Annotated in this window: 17 protein-coding genes; 6 read left to right on the forward strand and 11 right to left on the reverse strand. The window is 73.4% G+C overall.

Going from position 1 to position 18,142, the window contains the following annotated elements; all coding sequences use genetic code 11:
• Positions 1–24: 24 nt before the first annotated feature.
• The 3 genes from ACWCXH_RS10205 to ACWCXH_RS10215 form a co-directional block, all read right to left on the reverse strand.
• Entirely contained in the window at positions 25–876 is an 852-nt protein-coding gene (locus ACWCXH_RS10205; RefSeq protein WP_449800933.1) for a hypothetical protein, read from the reverse strand.
• The gene (locus ACWCXH_RS10210) at positions 863–1,387 is read right to left on the reverse strand and encodes a SigE family RNA polymerase sigma factor (RefSeq protein ID WP_449800934.1); all 525 of its coding nucleotides are present in this window, start codon (positions 1,385–1,387) and stop codon (positions 863–865) included. Before ACWCXH_RS10210 ends, ACWCXH_RS10205 begins: the two co-directional genes overlap by 14 nt.
• Before the next feature lie 319 nt (positions 1,388–1,706).
• On the reverse strand, positions 1,707–3,200 hold the full coding sequence (locus ACWCXH_RS10215) for a M1 family metallopeptidase (protein WP_449800935.1): 1,494 nt from the start codon (positions 3,198–3,200) through the stop codon (positions 1,707–1,709).
• Positions 3,201–3,529: 329 nt separating this feature from the next.
• Between ACWCXH_RS10215 and ACWCXH_RS10220 the strand changes: the two genes are divergently transcribed.
• On the forward strand, positions 3,530–4,429 hold the full coding sequence (locus tag ACWCXH_RS10220) for a carbohydrate kinase family protein (RefSeq protein WP_449800936.1): 900 nt from the start codon (positions 3,530–3,532) through the stop codon (positions 4,427–4,429).
• 13 nt (positions 4,430–4,442) lie between these two features.
• Here the strand turns inward: ACWCXH_RS10220 and ACWCXH_RS10225 are convergent, their stop codons facing one another.
• The gene (locus ACWCXH_RS10225) at positions 4,443–4,976 is read right to left on the reverse strand and encodes a GNAT family N-acetyltransferase (protein ID WP_449800937.1); all 534 of its coding nucleotides are present in this window, start codon (positions 4,974–4,976) and stop codon (positions 4,443–4,445) included.
• Between the two features lie 197 nt (positions 4,977–5,173).
• On the opposite strand from ACWCXH_RS10225, the gene ACWCXH_RS10230 reads away from it, so the two are divergent.
• Positions 5,174–6,184: a polysaccharide deacetylase family protein gene (locus ACWCXH_RS10230; protein WP_449800938.1), complete on the forward strand. Its 1,011-nt coding sequence runs from the start codon at positions 5,174–5,176 to the stop codon at positions 6,182–6,184.
• A 33-nt stretch (positions 6,185–6,217) separates the two neighbouring features.
• Here ACWCXH_RS10230 and ACWCXH_RS10235 read toward each other — a convergent pair whose 3' ends face one another.
• From ACWCXH_RS10235 to ACWCXH_RS10260, 6 genes are all read right to left on the reverse strand, one after another.
• On the reverse strand, positions 6,218–6,655 hold the full coding sequence (locus ACWCXH_RS10235) for a YchJ family protein (protein ID WP_449800939.1): 438 nt from the start codon (positions 6,653–6,655) through the stop codon (positions 6,218–6,220).
• A gap of 77 nt (positions 6,656–6,732) precedes the next feature.
• Positions 6,733–7,389, reverse strand: coding sequence for an NADPH-dependent F420 reductase (locus ACWCXH_RS10240; RefSeq protein WP_449800940.1), 657 nt, complete (start codon positions 7,387–7,389; stop codon positions 6,733–6,735).
• Between the two features lie 176 nt (positions 7,390–7,565).
• A complete protein-coding gene (locus ACWCXH_RS10245; protein WP_449800941.1) occupies positions 7,566–9,113 on the reverse strand; it encodes an FAD-dependent monooxygenase in 1,548 nt (515 codons plus the stop codon).
• Positions 9,114–9,140: 27 nt separating this feature from the next.
• Positions 9,141–9,758 (reverse strand): TetR/AcrR family transcriptional regulator, encoded by a 618-nt coding sequence (locus ACWCXH_RS10250; RefSeq protein ID WP_449800942.1) that lies wholly within the window; start codon positions 9,756–9,758, stop codon positions 9,141–9,143.
• Positions 9,759–9,972: 214 nt separating this feature from the next.
• Complete coding sequence (locus ACWCXH_RS10255) at positions 9,973–11,046, reverse strand: polyprenyl synthetase family protein (RefSeq protein ID WP_449800943.1); 1,074 nt, start codon at positions 11,044–11,046, stop codon at positions 9,973–9,975.
• A complete protein-coding gene (locus ACWCXH_RS10260; protein ID WP_449800944.1) occupies positions 11,043–11,456 on the reverse strand; it encodes a hypothetical protein in 414 nt (137 codons plus the stop codon). Before ACWCXH_RS10260 ends, ACWCXH_RS10255 begins: the two co-directional genes overlap by 4 nt.
• Before the next feature lie 215 nt (positions 11,457–11,671).
• On the opposite strand from ACWCXH_RS10260, the gene ACWCXH_RS10265 reads away from it, so the two are divergent.
• Positions 11,672–12,049 (forward strand): hypothetical protein, encoded by a 378-nt coding sequence (locus tag ACWCXH_RS10265; RefSeq protein ID WP_449800945.1) that lies wholly within the window; start codon positions 11,672–11,674, stop codon positions 12,047–12,049.
• 61 nt (positions 12,050–12,110) lie between these two features.
• Here ACWCXH_RS10265 and qcrB read toward each other — a convergent pair whose 3' ends face one another.
• A complete protein-coding gene (gene qcrB / locus ACWCXH_RS10270) occupies positions 12,111–13,748 on the reverse strand; it encodes a cytochrome bc1 complex cytochrome b subunit (RefSeq protein ID WP_449801130.1) in 1,638 nt (545 codons plus the stop codon).
• A gap of 397 nt (positions 13,749–14,145) precedes the next feature.
• On the opposite strand from qcrB, the gene ACWCXH_RS10275 reads away from it, so the two are divergent.
• The 3 genes from ACWCXH_RS10275 to efeB all read left to right on the forward strand — a co-directional run bounded on the left by ACWCXH_RS10275 (position 14,146) and on the right by efeB (position 18,115).
• Positions 14,146–14,454 (forward strand): hypothetical protein, encoded by a 309-nt coding sequence (locus ACWCXH_RS10275; protein WP_449800946.1) that lies wholly within the window; start codon positions 14,146–14,148, stop codon positions 14,452–14,454.
• A 257-nt stretch (positions 14,455–14,711) separates the two neighbouring features.
• Positions 14,712–16,784 carry an iron uptake transporter permease EfeU gene (gene efeU / locus ACWCXH_RS10280; protein ID WP_449800947.1) on the forward strand — a complete coding sequence of 691 codons (2,073 nt, stop codon included), beginning with the start codon at positions 14,712–14,714 and terminating at the stop codon, positions 16,782–16,784.
• A complete protein-coding gene (gene efeB / locus ACWCXH_RS10285) occupies positions 16,784–18,115 on the forward strand; it encodes an iron uptake transporter deferrochelatase/peroxidase subunit (RefSeq protein ID WP_449800948.1) in 1,332 nt (443 codons plus the stop codon). The genes efeU and efeB overlap by 1 nt, the downstream gene beginning before the upstream one ends.
• The last annotated feature ends 27 nt before the right edge of the window (positions 18,116–18,142 follow it).

An 18,142-nucleotide genomic window follows, 5' to 3' on the forward strand; every position in this document is an offset into this window, starting at 1 on the left:
GAGAGCGGGGCGGGGGCTCAGCCGCTAGCCCTTCGCCCCGGAGCTGTTCGGCGCCGCGGGGCGGATCGACTCCAGCACCTGCTGCGTCTGCTGGACGACGACCGCGTTCGGTGCCCGCATGCACGCGGTCAGCTCGACCACCGTCGGGGACAGACCGGTCGCGATGGTCCGGTAGCCGACCAGCTCGGCGGTGCCTCCGGCGGTCGCGCACTCCTTCCCGACGTCGGCGACGCCGGCGGGGGCGGACTCGCTCACGTGCTTGCCGAACTTGCCCGCATCGTCGACGAGTCGGAAGGTCACGACGGCGCCGCCGTCGCGCAGTCGCCCGACCGGGAAGCAGATCGGCTGCTGCGCCCGGCAGCTGGCCAGGGGGATGAGCTCCTGGTTGGCGAGGGTGCCGATGCTCAGCTGCGGGGTGGACCCGATGCTGTCCTGCGTGAACCAGCCCTTCGGCACGTTGACGGCCATGTCCGGGACCAGCGTGAACTTGATCGCCGGCCCCAACGGCCCCACCCCGTCCGGCCCTTCGGGTGCAGGCACGACCGAGGGCGCGGCCGTGCTCGGCGCGGGCATCGGCGCCCCCGTGCCCGCCGCGCCCAGCGCGCCCGTGCCGGACGGCGCCGGGGCGATCGCCGGGGCGGCGGCCAGCGCGGCGGCGAGCAGGCCGCCGGTGAGCCCGGCGCCCAGCCCGGCGGCCCGCCGCCGTCGGCGGGTGCGGTCGGCGCGGGCGAGGATCCGCTCGATGCGGTCCTCGGGCGCGGGGAGGTGCGGGGCAGCCTGCTGGAGGAGGACCCGCAGTTCCTGTTCCTCCTCGGTGTCGGTGCCGTCCGGCCCGTCGGGATCGCGGAAGGGGTCGAGGAAGTCAGTTCCCGTCACGGCGTCCCCCGTCCAGCATCAGTTCCCTGACCGGCAGTTTGCCGCGCAGTGCGGCGAGTGCCCGGTGCGATTGGCTCTTGACGGTGCCCGTCGTGCAGCGCAGTACCTCGGCCGTCTCCTCGACGCTCAGGTCCTCGAAGAAGCGCAGCACCACCACGGCCCGCTGCCGCGGCGGCAGCGCCCGGACGGCGGTCGCCACCACCTGGCTGAGCACGACGTCCTCGAAGGGGTCGGCCCGGTGCACCGGCGGCTCGGGCAGCTCGCCGTGCGGGAGTTCGCCGGTCCAGCGGCGGCGCCACCAGGAGACGTGCGAGTTCACCAGGACCTTCCGCACGTACGCTTCGGGGCGCTCGATCGCGATCCGGTCCCACTTGGGCCAGACCTTGGCGAGCGCGGTCTGCAGCAGGTCCTCGGCCTGGTGCGGGTCGCCGGTCAGCAGCCAGGCCGTGCGCAGCAGCTTCGGGCCGCAGGCGGCGACGAACTCCTCGAAGTCTGGTGCCGCGTCGCTCATCCTGCCGCCCCTGCCATGGTGCTCCCGTCGATCCCGCCTGCCGTGGCGGCCTGGTCGGCCGCGTGCGTGGTGTCGTCCTCACGGCTGGTGGAACGCGGTGGCCCGCGGTTGGGGTTGCCTCGGTTCCGAGGGGATTTTCTCAGCTTCCGCCGGATGCTGCGGAAACGTTGGACGGCCCGCGAGCCGGCCGGGACTGGGCCGGGCGGCGGGCGGGCCGTGGGCACCACGATGCTCCGTCCGCCCCGTGCGGCGCAGGGGCGCGCACGGGGCGGACGGACGCACCGCCCGGGCGCGGCCGGGGGCGTACGGCGGTGGGCGGTCAGAGCGTCCCGGAGCCGTGGTCCGTCGGTCCCGCAGGCCCCGTCGGTCCCGCCGCCCCGTGCGCCGAGACCGGCGGGGGCGCGGCCCCGACCGTCCAGTCCGGGTGGCCGGGCATCGGCGGGGTGCGGTGCCCGTAGAGCCAGTCGGTGAGGAAGCCGGAGAGGTCCTGCCCGGAGACCTCGGAGGCGGTGCGGATGTAGTCCGCCGTGGTCGCGGTGCCGTACCGGTGCTTCTGTAGGAAGGTGCGCTCGATCGCGTCGAAGGCGTCCGCGCCGACGCGCTCGCGCAGCGCGAAGAGCACCAGCGCACCGCCGGTGTAGCGCTGGCTGTCGAACAGGTCGGCCGCGGTGGGCGAGGCGACCGGCCCGGCGTCGTGCCGCCACTGGTCGCCGAGGCCGTACAGGTACCGCATGCGGTCGACGAGGGTGGTGCAGCCCCACGCGTCCGGCCAGCCGCGCTCGTAGCGGTACAGCAGGCCGTAGTAGTCGGCGTGGCCCTCGTTGAGCCAGAGGTCCGCCCAGGTGGCGGGGGAGACGCTGTCGCCGAACCAGGAGTGCACCAGCTCGTGCATCATGTGCGAGCCGATCGTCGGCTCGGGCTGGCGCAGGAAGTTCGGCTTGTACAGCGTCAGGGTCTGGGTCTCCAGGCCGGTGAAGCCGAACGCGTTCGGGTCGTCGGTGTCGGCGGGCAGGATCCCGTACGCCTCGAAGGGGAACGGCCCCAGGTGCCGCTCGGCCCAGGCGAGTTGGTCGGCGGTGAGCGAGAGGGCCGGTTCGAGGTCGGCGGCGCGCGCGGTGGGCACGACGTCGCGCAGCGGCAGGCCGTGCGGGCCGGTGCGCTCGCGCACGGTGTAGTCGCCGACCGAGACCTGCACGAGCTCGGTGGCCATCGGCTCGCGGGAGACGTAGCGCCGGGTGGTGCGGCCGTCGCCGAGCGGCGTGGTCCCGGTGAGTTCGCCGCTCGCGACGCCGAGCAGGCCGTCCGGGGCGGTGACGTCGATGGTGAAGCGGGCCTTGTCGCTCGGGTGGTCGTTGGACGGGAAGACGGTGTGCGCGCTGTCGGGCTGACCGGCGACGGCGAAGCCGTTCGCGGTGGGCACCCAACCGGTGTGGGGGAGCCTGGCGTGCGGGTCCGCCGTGTACGCGACCGTCACCCGCACGGTGGCGCCGCGGCGCAGCGGCTGGTCCGGGGTCACGGTCAGCTTCTCGTCGTGGGTGCGGAACGCGGCGCGACGGCCGTCCACGCGGACGGTGTGCACGTCCAGGCCAAGCGCGTCCAGGTCCAGGCGCGCCAGGTCGCGGGACGGCCGGGCGGTGATCACCGCGGTGGCGTCCACGGTGCGGGTGTCCGGCCGGTAGGCGAAGGAGAGGTCGTAGGCGAGCGCGTCGTAGCCGCTGTTGCCGAGCGAGGGGAAGACGGGGTCGCCCAGCCCGTCCGCCGCGGTGGCCGCAGGCCCGCCGGCGCTCAGCAGCGCCGCGCTGAGCGCGAGCACCAGGGCGAGTCCGAGACGACTCCGGGTCCGAGGCAGGGGGATCACCGCTCTTCGAGGTGACGGCACGAGAGATGTTCCGGGCACGGATCGTAGTGCACGGGCCCGGCCGCCCGGGCGGTATTGCCGCGAGGCGGCCACTTCCCTCGGACGGACCACTGCGGTAGCGGGCCGGTCGCCCTCCGCCATACGGTCGAAGAGCTCCGCCCCCTGACGGACGGGGCCACGGCCGTCGGAGAACCTGGCCAGGTCCGGCGGCCGTACTTTCGTGCCTGAGCGCAGCCCGTAGGCTGGCGGTCCGCCCCTTTCGAGCCGGACCGCCAGGAGCCGCCGTGACCAGCAGCCACCCGGGTTTCGTGGTGATCGGCGAGTGCGTCGCCGACGTCGTCCGGGCGGACGGCGTGCCGGACCGGGTGCACCCCGGCGGCAGCCCGGCGAACGTCGCGTACGGGCTGGCGCGGCTCGGGCGGGCGGTCACGCTGCTCACCGAGCTCGCGGACGACGCCCACGGGCGGCTGATCCGGGCCCACCTGGAGGGCGCCGGGGTGGTGGTGCGGGCGGACGAGGTGGCGCGGACGCCGTCGGCCGTCGTCGGGCTGGACGGTGACGGGCGGGCGCAGTACGCCTTCGACATCGGCTGGACGCTGGGGTCCGCCGGCTGCACCGATCTTCCGGGGCCCGACGCGCCCGGGTACGTGCACGTGGGCTCGATCGCGGCCGTGGCCGAGCCGGGCGCGGCGGCCGTGCTGGGGATCGTCGAGCGGTGGCGCGGGCGGGCCAGCGTCAGCTACGACCCGAACGTGCGGCCCGCGCTGATGGGCGACCGGGCCGGGGCCGTGCGCCGGGTGGAGCGCTGCGTGGCGCTGAGCGAGGTGGTCAAGGCCAGTGACGAGGACCTGGCCTGGCTCTACCCCGGTGAGGACCCGGAGTCCGTGGCCCGGCGCTGGCTCGCCCTGGGACCGGCCGTCGTCGCCGTGACGCTGGGCGCGGCCGGGGCCGTCGCGCTCACTGCGGACGGTGCCCGGGAGGAGGCCGCCGCCCGCCCGGTGCGGGTCGCGGACACCGTCGGCGCCGGTGACTCGTTCATGGCCGCCTTCCTGCACGCCCGCGCGGCCGGAACCCCGCTCGCCGCCTGCCTCACCCACGCGGTCACGGCGGCCGCCGTCACTGTCTCCCGCCCGGGCGCGAACCCGCCCTCGTCCGCCGAACTGGTCGAGGCGCTGGCGTGGTAGCCCCCCAACTTCCTTACTGTGCCGACTCGGTGAGGTCCTTGCCGTACCAGACCTCGGCGTACGGGCCGCTGCTGTAGGCGGGGATCTCGCGGTAGCCGTGGCGGGTGTAGAGGGCGCGGGCCTCGACGAGGTCCAGGCGGGTGTCGAGGGCGATGCGCTCGGCGCCGAGGGCACGGGCGGCGGAGTCGACGGCGGCGAGCAGGCGGGCGCCGCCGCCGGTGCCGCGCAGGGCGGGGCGGACGTAGACGCGGGTGAGCTCGACGGTGGTGGCGTCGAGGCGGCGCAGGCCGGCGCAGGACTGGGCGACGCCGGCGTAGCGGCCGATCAGGAACAGGCCGGTGGGCTCGGCGAGGTCGTCGCTGGGGGTCTCGGCCAGGCCGGCCTCCAGCACCTCGGTGGTGAAGTCCTGGCCGAAGTGCAGGCGGCCGTACCGGTTGGCGACGTCGTAGTAGTACTCGCGCAGCAGCGCCAGCGCGTCGTCACTGGTCACATCGGCGGGGGCGACCGTCCAGAGGCCTGAGGTGTGCGCGGTGGTGCCGGTTGTCATGCCCGCATGATGGCGGGTGGACGACCGGGCGGCAAAGGGTTTTCGGGGCCGTCCGGCCGGCCTGCGCGGGGCAAAGCTTGGGCAAGGTCCCCGGCGGGTCGTTCTGCCGTGCGGGTGATGGAGGGATTGGCGGGGGCGCACTTCGGGGGAGCAGTGCCGCTATGAACGCACCATCAGATCGTCGCATTAATGGGAGTTTGAGGGGGAGTCACCCGGCGCGGAGGGGCCTGCGGCCCGGCCTGCTGGCCACCGTCTGCCTCTCCGCCGTCGTCGCGGGCTGCGCCGGCCCGTCCGGACCCGCCGCTCCGAAGGCCGCACCCGCCACCACCACCGCGAGCGCCGCAGCGCCCGCCCAGGCAGCCGCGGCCGGGGCCGCCGAAGCGCCCACCGTCGACCGCACGAAGGTCCGTCCGCCGGCCGCGCCGCCGATGCTGCCGGGCCTCGCCCGCCAGGAGGAGGAGAGGAGCAGCGAGGCCGTCGCCCGCCAGGAGACCGCCGCCCGCGCGGCGTTCGAGACCGCTCATCGCTGGGGCCTGGCGGAGCCGCCGCTCAAGGCGCCGCCGCGCCCGGCCGCCAGGCCCGCGCTGCGGGCGATGACGGGCGTGAAGGTCAAGGACGGTCGCCCGCCGGTGGTCTTCCGCGTCCCCACCGACGACAAGGTGGTCTTCCTGACCGTCGACGACGGCGCCGAGAAGGACCCCGCGTTCAACCGGATGGCCGCCGAGCTCGGGATCCCGCTCAGCGCCTTCGTCTCCGACTACCTGGCCCGCGACAACTACGGCTACTTCCGCGACCTCCACGCCCAGGGCGTGGAGATCAACAACCACACCATCAACCACCGCAACCTGAAGATCCACGACTACGAGACCCAGCGCTCCGAGATCTGCGGCCAGCAGGACCAGCTGGAGCAGCAGATCGGCGTCCGCCCCCGGCTGTTCCGCCCGCCGTACGGGGAGTACAACGACGACACGCTGCGCGCGGCCGGGTCCTGCGGGGTCCAGGCGGTGCCGATGTGGAACGAGGAGGCCTTCCCCGACCACATGGAGTGGCGCTACGACGACCAGAAGCTCCACCCGGGCGACATCATCCTCACCCACTTCCGGGGCACCGGTGACTGGAAGGCCACGATGCCGGACCTGCTCCGGAAGGTCCTGACCGAGGTCACGGCGCAGGGCTTCGCCCTCGCGCGGCTGGACGACTACCTGTAGGTCCCCGGGCAGGCCTCCGGTCGGGGCCGGGGCTCAGCCGAGCGAGAGGGCGTCGAGGTACACCCAGGCGCCCTGGTGCCGGACGAACCGGCTGTGCTCGGTGAGCACCCCCTCCTCGCGGCCCTCGGTCCAGTACGCGCGGAACGCGACGGTGCCCTCCGCGTGGAACGCGCCGCCCTCGCCGGTGGCGTCCACCTCCAGCCGGGTCCAGCGCAGCGCCGGGTCGAAGTCCACCGAGTCCGGCCGGGTGTCCGGGTGCCAGGTGCGCAGCAGGTACGCCTCGTCCTGCGCGACGAAGGCGCTGAACCGGGATCGCATCAGCGCCTCGGCCGTGGTGGCCGCCGCCACGCCGCGGTGCAGGCGGCCGCAGCAGTCGCCGTAGGCGGCGGGCAGGCCGCACGGGCAGGGGGAGGAGGGCAGCAGCCGGGGCGCGGAGGCGGCGGCTCGGGGAGCGGGGCGACGTCGGGACATGCGGTCCATTGTCCCCCGTCCGCTCCGCGCCCCGGGACCGCCCCGGGGACCGGCCCCCGGGTTCGCCCGCGCCGCGGCTACGCGTTGCGCTTGAACGAGTAGTTGAACTCGCCGGTGCCGAAGTGCCGGTAGAGCCGCAGCCAGAACGGCATCATCATTTCGGTCGCGCGGGCGCCCGTGATGTCCCCGAGGTCGATGATCCACTCCGCCGGCCAGCCGAACTCGCCCAGCAGCGCGATGGTTTCGGCCTTGGCGGCGTCGTCGTTCCCGGAGACGAACAGGTTGTGCTCGCCCGGCAGCCGGGCCGGGTCGACCATCACGGCGACGTTCAGCGTGTTGAGCGCCTTGACCACCCGGGCCTCGGGGAACTCGCGCTGGATCCGCTCGCCGGCACTGTCGGTGTTCACCGGGTCGAGGGTGATCTCGCCTTCGGGGGAGAACACCAGCGGGTTCGACACGTCGATCAGCAGCTTGCCGGCCAGCCGCTCGGCCCCCGCCGCCCGCAGCGCCGCCACCGCGACGGTGCCGCCGGTGGCGTTGAACACCACCTCGCCGAAGGCCGCCGCGTCGGCGAAGGTGCCGCAGTGCCCGTTCGGGCCCGCCTCCGCGGCCCAGGCCAGCGCCTTCTCGTTGTCCTTGGTCCGCGAGCCCAGCGTCACCTCGTGGCCGAGCCCGACGAGTCCGCTCGCGAGCGTCTGGCCGACCGTGCCCGTGCCGATGATTCCGATTCGCACAGCTACCCCGCACTTCCCGTGAAACGCGCCCTCGTGGAGCGTTGCCCGCGACGACGATAGTCGACCCGCCGTCACCTCTGAAGGATCGCTGCAGGGTGTGGCCGAGTGCGGTGAGCCGCCGGTCCGGGTGGCGAACTCGCCCTGGTGCCGGGCGCGTTCGCCACCCGGGCCCCGGCTCAGGCGCGGCCGGCCCCCGGTTCGCCGAACCACGCGTGCAGGGCGCGTTCCAGTCCGTCGGGGTCGGGCTCGCCGGGGGCTGCGGCCCAGGCGATGTAGCCGTCGGGGCGCATCAGCAGGGCGCCGGCCGGGGGCTCCGGGGCGGAGGCTTCGAGGACGTCGACCCGGTCCTTCCAGCCGGCCGTGGGATCGGCGTGGTCGGAGCGGTCGAGGAGCAGGAGGAGCGGGCGGGCGCTGCGCGCCGCCTCGGCCAGCCGGGTGGGGCCGGTGGTGGTGGTCAGCGCGAGCTCCGGGGCGAAGCGGCCGGCGAGCGGATGGGGGCAGTCGGTCGCGTAGCGGATGTCGCTGCCCGCCATGAGCGCGGCGATCCGGGCGAGGTTGTCCTCGTACGACAGCAGCTCGCCGAACAGGGCGCGCAGGGCGGTGACGGCCGGACCCGGGGACATCAGGGCCATCTGGGCCTGCGAGTGCATGAAGACCCGCTCGCCGATCGGGCGCCGCTCGCGCTCGTAGCTGTCCAGCAGGCCGGGCGGGGCCCAGCCGTGGAGTTCGGCGGCCAGCTTCCAGCCGAGGTTGACCGCGTCCTGGAGGCCGAGGTTGAGGCCGGGCCCGCCGGTGGCGGCGTGCACGTGCGCCGCGTCGCCGACCAGCAGGACACGGCCCTGCCGGTAGCGCTCCGCGAGGCGGGTGTTGTGGCCGGCCTGGCGGCGCAGGACGTGCCCGCCCGGCGTGCGGGCCGGGGCGAGCGCCACGTCCGCGCCGGTCACCCGGCGGACGCTCGCGCGCAGTTCTTCGAAGGTCATCGGCTCGGACTCGTCGACCGGATCGGCGCCCCACTCCTGGGTCGCGACGAGATGGTGGCCCGGGCCCATCGGGGAGACGACGAACACGCCGTGCTCGGTGCGGGTGTGGGTGAACGGACGGAACGGCGTCGGACAGCCCGGCAGCAGGTACTCGCCCGCGTCGTCGACCCGGACGTCGTCGGGCAGCAGCACGTGCGCGACGCGCGAGACCGGATCGGGCGAGGTCACCCCGGGGAAGCCGATCCCGGCGAGCTTGCGGACGGTGCTGCGCCCGCCGTCGGCGCCGACCAGGTAGCGGGTGCGCAACCGCTCGACGCCGTCCGGCCCGTGCACCTCGACGGTGACCCCGTCGCCGTCCTGGGTGAATCCGCGCACCTCGCGCTCGCGTCGGATGTTGATGCCGAGCTCGCGGGCCCTGGCGCCGAGGACCTCCTCGATCCGGTGCTGGGGCACGGGGAAGGCGTGCAGCGGGTTCTCGTCGAGCCGGTGCAGGGGCAGCGGGAAGGCGCCGAAGACGAAGGCGGGCACGGGGGCCGGCGCGCCCGGTGCGCCGCCGAGGCGCTCGTACAGGCCGCGGTGGTCGAGCAGGCGGATCACCTGGCCGACCAGCCCGTTGGCCTTCGGTTCACGGGCCGGCTCGGGCAGGCGGTCCAGCACCACCGGCCGGATCCCGGCCAGAGCCAGTTCGCAGGCCAGCATCAGGCCGTTCGGGCCGGCGCCGGCGATCACGATGTCGGTCGTCAATGCAATTCCCCCTGGGTGAAGGTCGGTTCACGTGGATGACGACGGGTCGGGCAGCCCGGCGGCCAGCAGGCGCAGCGACTCCAGCAGCAACGGCCGCAGCGGGACCGTCGGTTCGGCCTGGATCCACTGGTCGGTGGCGGCGTTGAGCGCGGACAGCAGGGCGGCGGCGACCAGCCTCGGATAGAGGTCCCGGCCGGGGTCGGTGCCGGTCCGGGCCGCCACCGCCGCCGTGAGAACGGCCTCCGTCCTCGTGCTGGCCCGCGCCAACTCGCCCCGGAACGCGGGCTCTTGCAGCAGCAGCTGGACCCCGCTCGTCCACCGCGGCGCCGGCTGCTCCACCGCACCCTCGAACGGGGCCAGGACGGATTGCGTCAGCGCCTCCCACAGCGGCTCGTCGGCCGGTCGTGTGCGCAGGGCATCGGCGATCCGGTGGATGCGGTCGGTGTGCCGGGACATGATCGCCTCGGCCTTGCTGGAGAAGTAGTTGTTGTACGTCCGCGGTGACACCCCGGCCGCGGCCGCGATGTCCTCCACCCGGACGTTCTCCAGGCCGTGCTCCACCGCCAGCCGCAACGCCGCCCAGCTCAGGGCGTCCCGCGTCGCGGCCTTCTTCTGCTCCCGCAATCCGGGCCGGTCCGTCGTCATGACGGCCACTCTGCGGGAAAAGTGCGTGACGCGCAATAGTGCGCGGCGCGCAAGTTTGTGTGAAGGTCGCTGCCGGGCCTTCTCGACGGCGGCCACGGCCCGGAAGCGTGGCCGGACGCCACGCCCGGACCTCGAAGCCGTCCGCGGGCAGTGCCGGCCGCGTCGGCGAACCGGCGCAGTCCGGTGGCCGGCCGCTCCCGGGCGCCGCCGGGTGTCAGCGGCCGCGCCCGACCACGAATCCGGGCAGTGCGAGAAGGAACTCCCGCGCCTCGTCCGCCTCTTGGCCCCCCTGGGCCGCCGCCGCGCCGAGCACCCCGTCGATCTCCCGCTCCGCCGCCGCGACCAGCCCGGCCGCCGCCTGCCGCGCGCTCTCCACGCACCCGTACGCCGCGAGCCGGTCGAGCAGCCACCGCACGTCCTCGGCGGCCTCCGGGCCGCGCTGGGACCTGGTGCGGCTCAAGTACCGCTCGATCCGGTCGCGTTCGGTGGCGGTGCAGCGCTCCAGGAGGTGGATCAGCATCAGCGTGCGCTTGCCCTCCCAGAGGTCCCCGGCGATCTCCTTGCCGTACACCTCCTGCGCCCCGGCCAGGTTCAGCACGTCGTCCTGGATCTGGTAGGCCGCGCCCAGGTACCAGCCGAACCGGTCCAGCCGGCAGGCCTCCGTCGCGGCACCCCCGGCGACCAGCAGACCGGTGCGGCACGGGTAGAGGAAGGTATACCAGGACGTCTTCTTGAGGCACAGCCGGTAGTAGTCGCCGGGGGCGAGGGCGCACGCGTTGTCGCGGATCCAGGCGATCTCCAGCGCCTGTCCCTCGAGTGACTGGCGGCACATGAGCTCGGTCTCCTCGAACAGCCGCCAGGCCAGCTCGCCGCCCAGCTCCCGCCGGTTGGCCATCAGCCGCTGGAGGCCGAGCAGGTGGGTGGCGTTGCCGACGTTGAGCGCGACCTCGACGCCGTACGCGGCCGGGAGGGTCGGTTCGCCGCGGCGCAGCTCGCTGCCGTCCTGGATGTCGTCGTGGATCAGGAAGGCGTTGTGGAACAGCTCGACGGTGACGGCCGGGTTGAGCGCGCGGGCCGGGTCGCCGCCGAAGGCCGCGCAGGTGGCGAGGCAGAGCGCCGCGCGCAGGCCCTTGCAGGGGCGGGCCGGGTAGTCGGCGGCCAGCTCGTACAGGTAGGGCGGGGTCCGCTCGGGGATGTGCCGCAGCAGCGCGGCCACGGTGCGCTCGCGGTAGCGCGCCAGGACTCGTTCGACCAGTTCGGCGCCGCCGGTGGGCCGGGGCGGTGTCACTCCTCGGGCCGGGCGTCGGGCTCCCCGGCACCGGTGCGCTGCGGCCCGAAGGCGGTGCTCAGACCCTGGTTGGCGAGGCCGGGTGCGAGACTGCCGAGGCTGACCAGGAGGTCGACGATGTCGTGCGCGCTCGCGGCGATCCTCCGGGTGTGCTCGGCGGCGTCGCCGGCGGTGTCGCCGAGCACCCGAGCGCTGACGGCGTCGATCAGCTCGTGGGTGTTCTCCGACACCCGGCGCACCAGTCTGCCGAACTCCTCATGGTCGACGCGGTGTTCGTCGGCGAGGCGCGCACCGGCCGCCTTGGCGTCCGTCAGCCCGGCCGCCAGCTCGCGCTCCAGGACGGCGGCGGCCTCCATCACCGCTCGCTCGCCCTGCTCGCCCGCCTCGCTGAACCGACCGGCATCGGGCATGGCCGACCTCCTGACTCGTGCCCCGGCCGACCCGGGGTGCACCGTCACAATGCTTGCCGATGGTACACGCCTGTGCGCGGAGTGTGTCCGGCCACCGTGGGCGTCATTCGACGCCCGAGGGCTCGGCGAGTCGCCCCGCACCCCCGGGTGGTCACTGATAGTAGTTGCGTGATTTCACTGCGAATGCACGGGGCGACGGGACGAAGGAGCGGTCCATGGGTGGCAGACAGCGTCCGCCGAAGGCGCGGACCCCACAGCAGAAGGTGAACACCCGGGTGGAGATCGCCCGGCTGGAGGGATTCCTGGCGTGGGAGGCCGAGGTCGCGGCGGCCGAACGGGACGCGCGCGCCTTCGCCGCCCAGTTCACCTGGCTGCCGGCCACGGAGCGGGAGAGCCTGGAGCAGGCCTACGCCGCCGACCGGCTCCGCTACGCCGAGGAGGTCGTGGACCGCGCCGTCGAGCGCTGCCACCGCCTCGCCGCGCGCTATCGCAGCGAGTGCCGGCGGATCTGCACCCGCTGGGCCGCCCTCTGCCTGTCCGTGACCCTGGCGGCCGCGCTCCTCGCCGCCGTGCCCACGATCCTGCGGGGCTGACGCCCGAAATGCCGAGGGCCCGTCGCAGAAGCTGCGACGGGCCCTCGGCGCGTGCGGGGGATCAGTGGTGGCCGCTGCCGATCTCCTGGTGCGTGTGCGCCTCCTGGTGCTCCTCCGCGGTCGGCTTGGCGATCTGGCTGCCGTCGCCGTAGAAGCCGCGGGACAGCTTCGCCCGGGCGCGGGTGAACAGCCCGGCCCTGCGGGCCACGCCGTTCTCGTCCACCTCGGGCTCCAGCACGACCGGCTCCGGCTGGTCGTGCGCGGTCAGGGTGTACAGCCGGCCCTGCGGCAGCGGCGCGTGCACCTCGATGTACTCGCCGTGCTGGAGCCGCTTGATGACGCCCGTCTCGCGGCCGTGCAGCACCTTCTCCTTGTCGCGGCGCTGGAGGCCCAGGCACCAGCGCTTGGTGATCACGAAGACGACCACCGGCAGCGCGAAGAAGCCGGTGCGCACCGCGTAGGTGATCGCGTTGATCGACAGGTGGAAGTGGGTGGCGAGCAGGTCGTTGCCGCCGCCGGCCAGCAGGATCAGGTAGAGGCTGATCCAGGCCGCGCCGAAGGCCGTGCGCACCGGCGCGTTGCGCGCCCGGTCGGCGATGTGGTGCTCGCCGCGGTCCCCGGTGACCCAGGCCTCCAGGAACGGGTAGCACCAGATGACCAGCAGGACGCACGGGAAGACCATCAGCGGGATGAACACCCCGAGGTTCAGGGTGTGGCCGCCCCAGACGCTGATCTCCCAGCCCGGCATGACGCGGATCAGGCCCTCGGAGAAGCCCATGTACCAGTCCGGCTGGGCGTCCGTGGACACCTGGTCGGGCCGGTACGGGCCGTACGCCCAGATCGGGTTGACCGTCGCGATCGCCGACATGAACGCGATCACGCCGAACACCAGGAAGAAGAACCCGCCGGCCTTGGCCATGTACACCGGCATCAGCGGCATGCCGACCACGTTGTCGTTGGTCCGGCCGGGCCCGGCGAAGTGGGTGTGCTTGTGGTAGAAGACCAGGATCAGGTGCGCCGCGAGCAGGCCGACCATGATTCCCGGGATCAGCAGGACGTGCACCGTGAACAGGCGCGGAATGATGATCATGCCCGGGAACTGCCCGCCGAAGATGAAGAACTGCAGGTACGTGCCGACGATCGGCACGGCCAGCACCGCGCCCTCCATGAAGCGGATGCCGGTGCCGGACAGCAGGTCGTCCGGCAGGGAGTAGCCCATGAAGCCGTCGAACATGCCGAGGAAGAGCAGCAGCGCGCCGAAGATCCAGTTGATCTCGCGCGGCTTGCGGAACGCCCCGGTGAAGAAGACGCGCATCATGTGCGTGAGCATCGCCGCGATGAAGACGATCGCCGACCAGTGGTGGATCTGGCGGATCAGCAGGCCGCCACGGACGTCGAAGCTGATGTCGACCGTGGAGCGGTAGGCCTCCGACATCTGGATGCCCTTGAGCGGGACGTACGAGCCGTTGTAGACGACCTCGCCCATGCTCGGGACGAAGAACAGGGTCAGCCAGACGCCGGTCAGGATGATGATGAGGAAGGTGTAGAGCGCGATCTCGCCCAGCATGAAGGACCAGTGGTCCGGGAAGATCTTGCGCAGGTTGGCCTTCGCCAGGGAGTAGATGCCGAGGCGGCCGTCGGCCCAGTCGGCGAGGGCCTCGGCCTTGTTCTCGGGCTGGGCGCGCGTACTGGTGGTCACCGGTCCCGGCTGCGACTGCTGGTCGGTTCTCACGACGGGCTCCCCGGCGTCCTCGGCGTGCCGTGCTGGAAACCCGCCGGCGAGAACGCCGGCCGGCGGAGTGATGTGATCATGGGACCTCTCGATACGGGACCGCCGGGGAGGCCGGCCCGCGGTGCAGGTGACCGCTGGCCCCGTTGCTCAGGGTGATGGACCGCTTACTCTGTCATGCTGTCGGCAGGGGGCCGACTGTGCACGTCCATCGGCCCGTTCGGCCGCTCGTGTCGGGCCGGACGGGGGTCCCGGGGCCTGCGATCGGCCGTCCGGGAGGCGCCCGGTGCTGCGGTCGGGTGCCGCCGAACCGTTTCGGCGCGCGCCGCGGCCCAGGGTGGCGCGACCCCGGGCCTACGCTGCGCCAATGGTGGATCACCGTGAACTCCTCGCTGATGTGACCGCGACCCTCGCCCGTGCCGGATTCGACACCGCCGGGCCGTCCCGACTGTGGATCGGCCGCGGCCCGGAGGGGGTCGTGGTCGGCTGGCCGCCGGGCGGCGATTCGTCCGAAGAGGTGCGCGCGGCCGTCCTCGGGGCGGCGGCGGTCGTGCTGCGGGAGGCCGGCCACGAGGTGGCGGAGGCGGAGGGGGGCGACCTCTCCGTAGTGCCCGTCCCGGAGTCCGCCGCCGTCCCGGCCGAGCCGGAGACCGTCCCCGAGCAGTGGTGGGGCTGAGCCCGGCGGGTGGCCGGCGCGAAGGCGGCGCGCCGAAGACCGGGTCGAATGGCGAGACGGAAGGCTGGTTTCATACCAAACCCTTACCTTGACGGCGGGTTCAGTGGCTCCCTGCGCCTCTAAGGTTTGCCTAAGCTAAGCAGAGGCGCCCTGGACCAGACCAGTCCGGGGCGTTCGGCTGTGCCGTCCCCCCGTCACCGCGGTGGGACTCCCGAGGACAGGTATGACCCGGGGTGACCGGGGGAGGAGCCCGCTGCATGTGGGATGAAGCGTTTCCCAGCTTTCTGATCGGGCTACGCGAGGGCCTGGAGGCCGGCCTGATCGTGTCGATCCTGGTCGCCACCCTGGTCCGGTTCGAGCGCAAGGGGCGCCTGCCCCAGGTGTGGACGGGCGTCGCGGCCGCCGTCGCCGTCAGTCTCAGCTTCGGTGCGGTGCTCACCTTCACCGCGGCGAACCTGTCCGGCCACGCCCAGGAGGCGTTCGGCGGGATCCTGAGCCTGATCGCGGTCGGCTTCGTCACGGCGATGGTCTTCTGGATGCGCCGTTCCGCGCGCACCCTCTCGGCCGAGATCAAGTCCAAGGTCGAGGCCTCGCTCGCGATGGGCGCCGGCGCGCTCGTGCTCACCAGCTTCCTCGCGGTCGCCCGCGAGGGCCTGGAGACCTCCCTGTTCCTGTGGACCAACGTGCGCACCGCCGGCGAGTCCACCGGCCCGCTGATCGGCGCGGCCGTCGGCCTGGTGCTCGCGGCGGCCCTGTGCTGGGGCCTGTACCGGCGCGCGCTCAAGATGAACCTCACCCGGTTCTTCACCATCACCGGCGCCGGCCTGATCGTGATCGCCGCGGGCGTGCTCGGCTACGGGCTGCGCGACCTCCAGGAGTCCGGGCTGGTCGGCGGCTCCACCTCGTACGCCTTCGACCTGAGCGGGCACCTGGACGCGCAGTCCTGGTACGCCACGCTCGTCCAGGGCACGCTCAACCTGACCGTCACCATGACGGTCCTCCAGGTCCTCTGCTACGTCGCCTACCTGTGCATCGTCATGACGCTGTTCGTCCAGGGCGTCCGCGGCGGCAAGGCCGCGCCGGTGACGGAGACGTCGGCGGAGAAGACGGAGCAGCCGGCGGAGATGTCGGCGGAGACGTCGGCGGAGAAGGCCCGCGAACCCGCCGCCTCCGGCCGTCCGCGCTGGGTGCTCCCGGCCGCGCTGGTCGCCGTCCCGGCCGTCGTCGCCGGCGCCGTCATCGCGGTCAGCGACGGCAAGAAGGACAGTGCCTCCACCGTCGCCGTCTCCGAGCAGGAGTGCGGCAAGGGCTTCACCGCCCCGCTGCCCGGCCAGCAGGTCTTCCAGATGCACAACACCGGCGACAAGGTCTCCGAGGTGTACCTGGTCAACCCGGGCAGCGGCGCCGTCTACGGCGAGATCGAGGGCCTCGCGCCCGGCACCACCCGCGCCCTGACCGCCACCATCGGCACCGGCGACTACGCCTGGCGCTGCGTGCCCACCGGCGGCAAGTCCGTCACCTCGTCCACCGTGCACGTCACCGGCGGCACCGAGGTCAAGGCCGTCAAGCCGGTCTCCGCGGACGACCTCCAGGGCCCGCTCGCCGCGTACAAGGACTACGTCGACAAGGGCCTCGCGACCCTCATGACGCAGACCCAGAAGATCCAGGCCGACGTCCACGCGGGCGACCTCGCCACCGCCAGGGCCGACTGGCTCACCGCGCACCTCCAGTACGCCTCGCTCGGCGCCGCCTACGGCACCTTCGGCGACCTCGACAGCAAGATCGACGGGCGCGCCGACGGGCTCGTCGGCAAGACCCAGGACCCGGAGTTCACCGGCTTCCTGCGCCTGGAGTACGGCCTCTGGCACGACCAGTCGGCCGCCGACCTGACGTCCGTCGCCGACGGCCTCGCCCGGGACGTCGCCACGCTCGTGCACGACTTCCCCGGCCAGGACTTCGACCCGGGCGACCTGCCGCTGCGCGCCCACGAGATATTGGAGAACACCCTCCAGTTCGAGCTGACCGGCGACACCGACATGGGCAGCGGCACGAACCTGGCCACCACCCAGGCCAACCTGGCAGGCACCCAGGAGCTGCTGACGCTCCTCCAGCCGCTGCTCGACGACCGCGACCCGCAGGTCCTCGCCAAGGTCAACGCCGGGATGAAGCGCATCGGCGACCTCGTCGCCACCGCCCGCACGGCCGACGGCTGGACCCCGCTCGACAAGCTGCCCGCCGACACCCGCCGCCGGCTCGACGGCGCCACCGGCCAGCTGCTCGAAGACCTGTCCCCCATCCCCGCCCTGCTCGAGATCCGGAAGGCCGCCTGATGACCGACCACACCGCAGCCACCGGCTCCTGCCCGTTCCCGCACGCCGCTGCCGCCGTCGAGGCGGCCGAGCAGGGCGGCTGCCCGGCCGGCCCGGCCCGCCGCAGCTTCGTGCGGGCCGCGCTCGGCGCGGGCGCGGGGGCCGCCGTCCTGGCCGGCACCGGTGCGGCGTTCACGCTCTCCACCGAGCCGGCCGCCGCCGGGGACGGCCACCAGGCCTCGAACGGTGTCGTGCCCTTCCACGGCGCGCACCAGGCCGGTGTCACCACCCCCGCGCCCGGCTACGCGGCATTCGTCTCGTGCCAGGTGATCGCCCAGGACCGCAAGGCCCTGGAGGACCTGTTCAGGACCCTGACCGACCGGATCCGCTTCCTCACCGGCGGCGGCACCCCGCCGGACCTCGGCGTCGGCGCGCCGCCCTCCGACAGCGGCATCCTCGGGCCGGTCGTGGCCACCGACAACCTCACCGTGACGGTCGGCGTCGGCGCCTCGCTCTTCGACGACCGCTACGGGCTGGCCAAGGCGAAGCCCGTCAAGCTCGCGCCGATGAAGACCTTCCCCAACGACAACCTGCAGGCCGCCGAGCTCCACGGCGACCTCTCGCTGCAGATATGCGCCGACCGCCAGGACACCGTCCTGCACGCCCTGCGCGACATCACCCGGCACACCCGCGGCGCGATGCAGATCCTCTGGCGGATCGACGGCTTCCAGAACCAGTCCCGCCCCGACGGCGCCCAGCGCAACCTGCTCGGCTTCAAGGACGGCATCGTCAACCCGGACACCAACTCCGCCCGCGAGATGGACCGGCTGGTGTGGGTCACCGACGGCATGGGCGAGCCCGCGTGGGCGACCGGCGGCAGCTACCAGGTGATCCGGATCATCCGGATGCTGATCGAGTTCTGGGACCGCGTCACCCTCAGCGAGCAGGAGAAGATGTTCGGCCGCCGCCGCGACACCGGCGCCCCGCTCGACGGCCACCAGGAGAACGACGCCCCGGACTACGCCAAGGACCCGGACGGCAAGGCGATCCCGCTCACCGCGCACATCCGCCTGGCCAACCCGCGCACCTCGGACACCGACAACTCGCGCATCCTGCGCCGCGGTTTCAACTACGACCGCGGGATCGACAAGGCCGGCAACCTGGACATGGGCCTCGTCTTCTGCTGCTACCAGCAGGACGTGGTGCGGCAGTTCGAGGCCACCCAGACCCGGCTCGTCGGCGAGCCGCTGGTGGACTACATCTCGCCGACCGGCGGCGGGTACTTCTTCGTCCTGCCGGGCGTGAAGGACAACGCCGACTGGCTCGGCCGGGGGCTGTTCGCCGCCGTGTGACGTTGCTCTCGGGCCGGCCCCCGGTGC

Source organism: Kitasatospora sp. NPDC001660 (assembly GCF_053596725.1).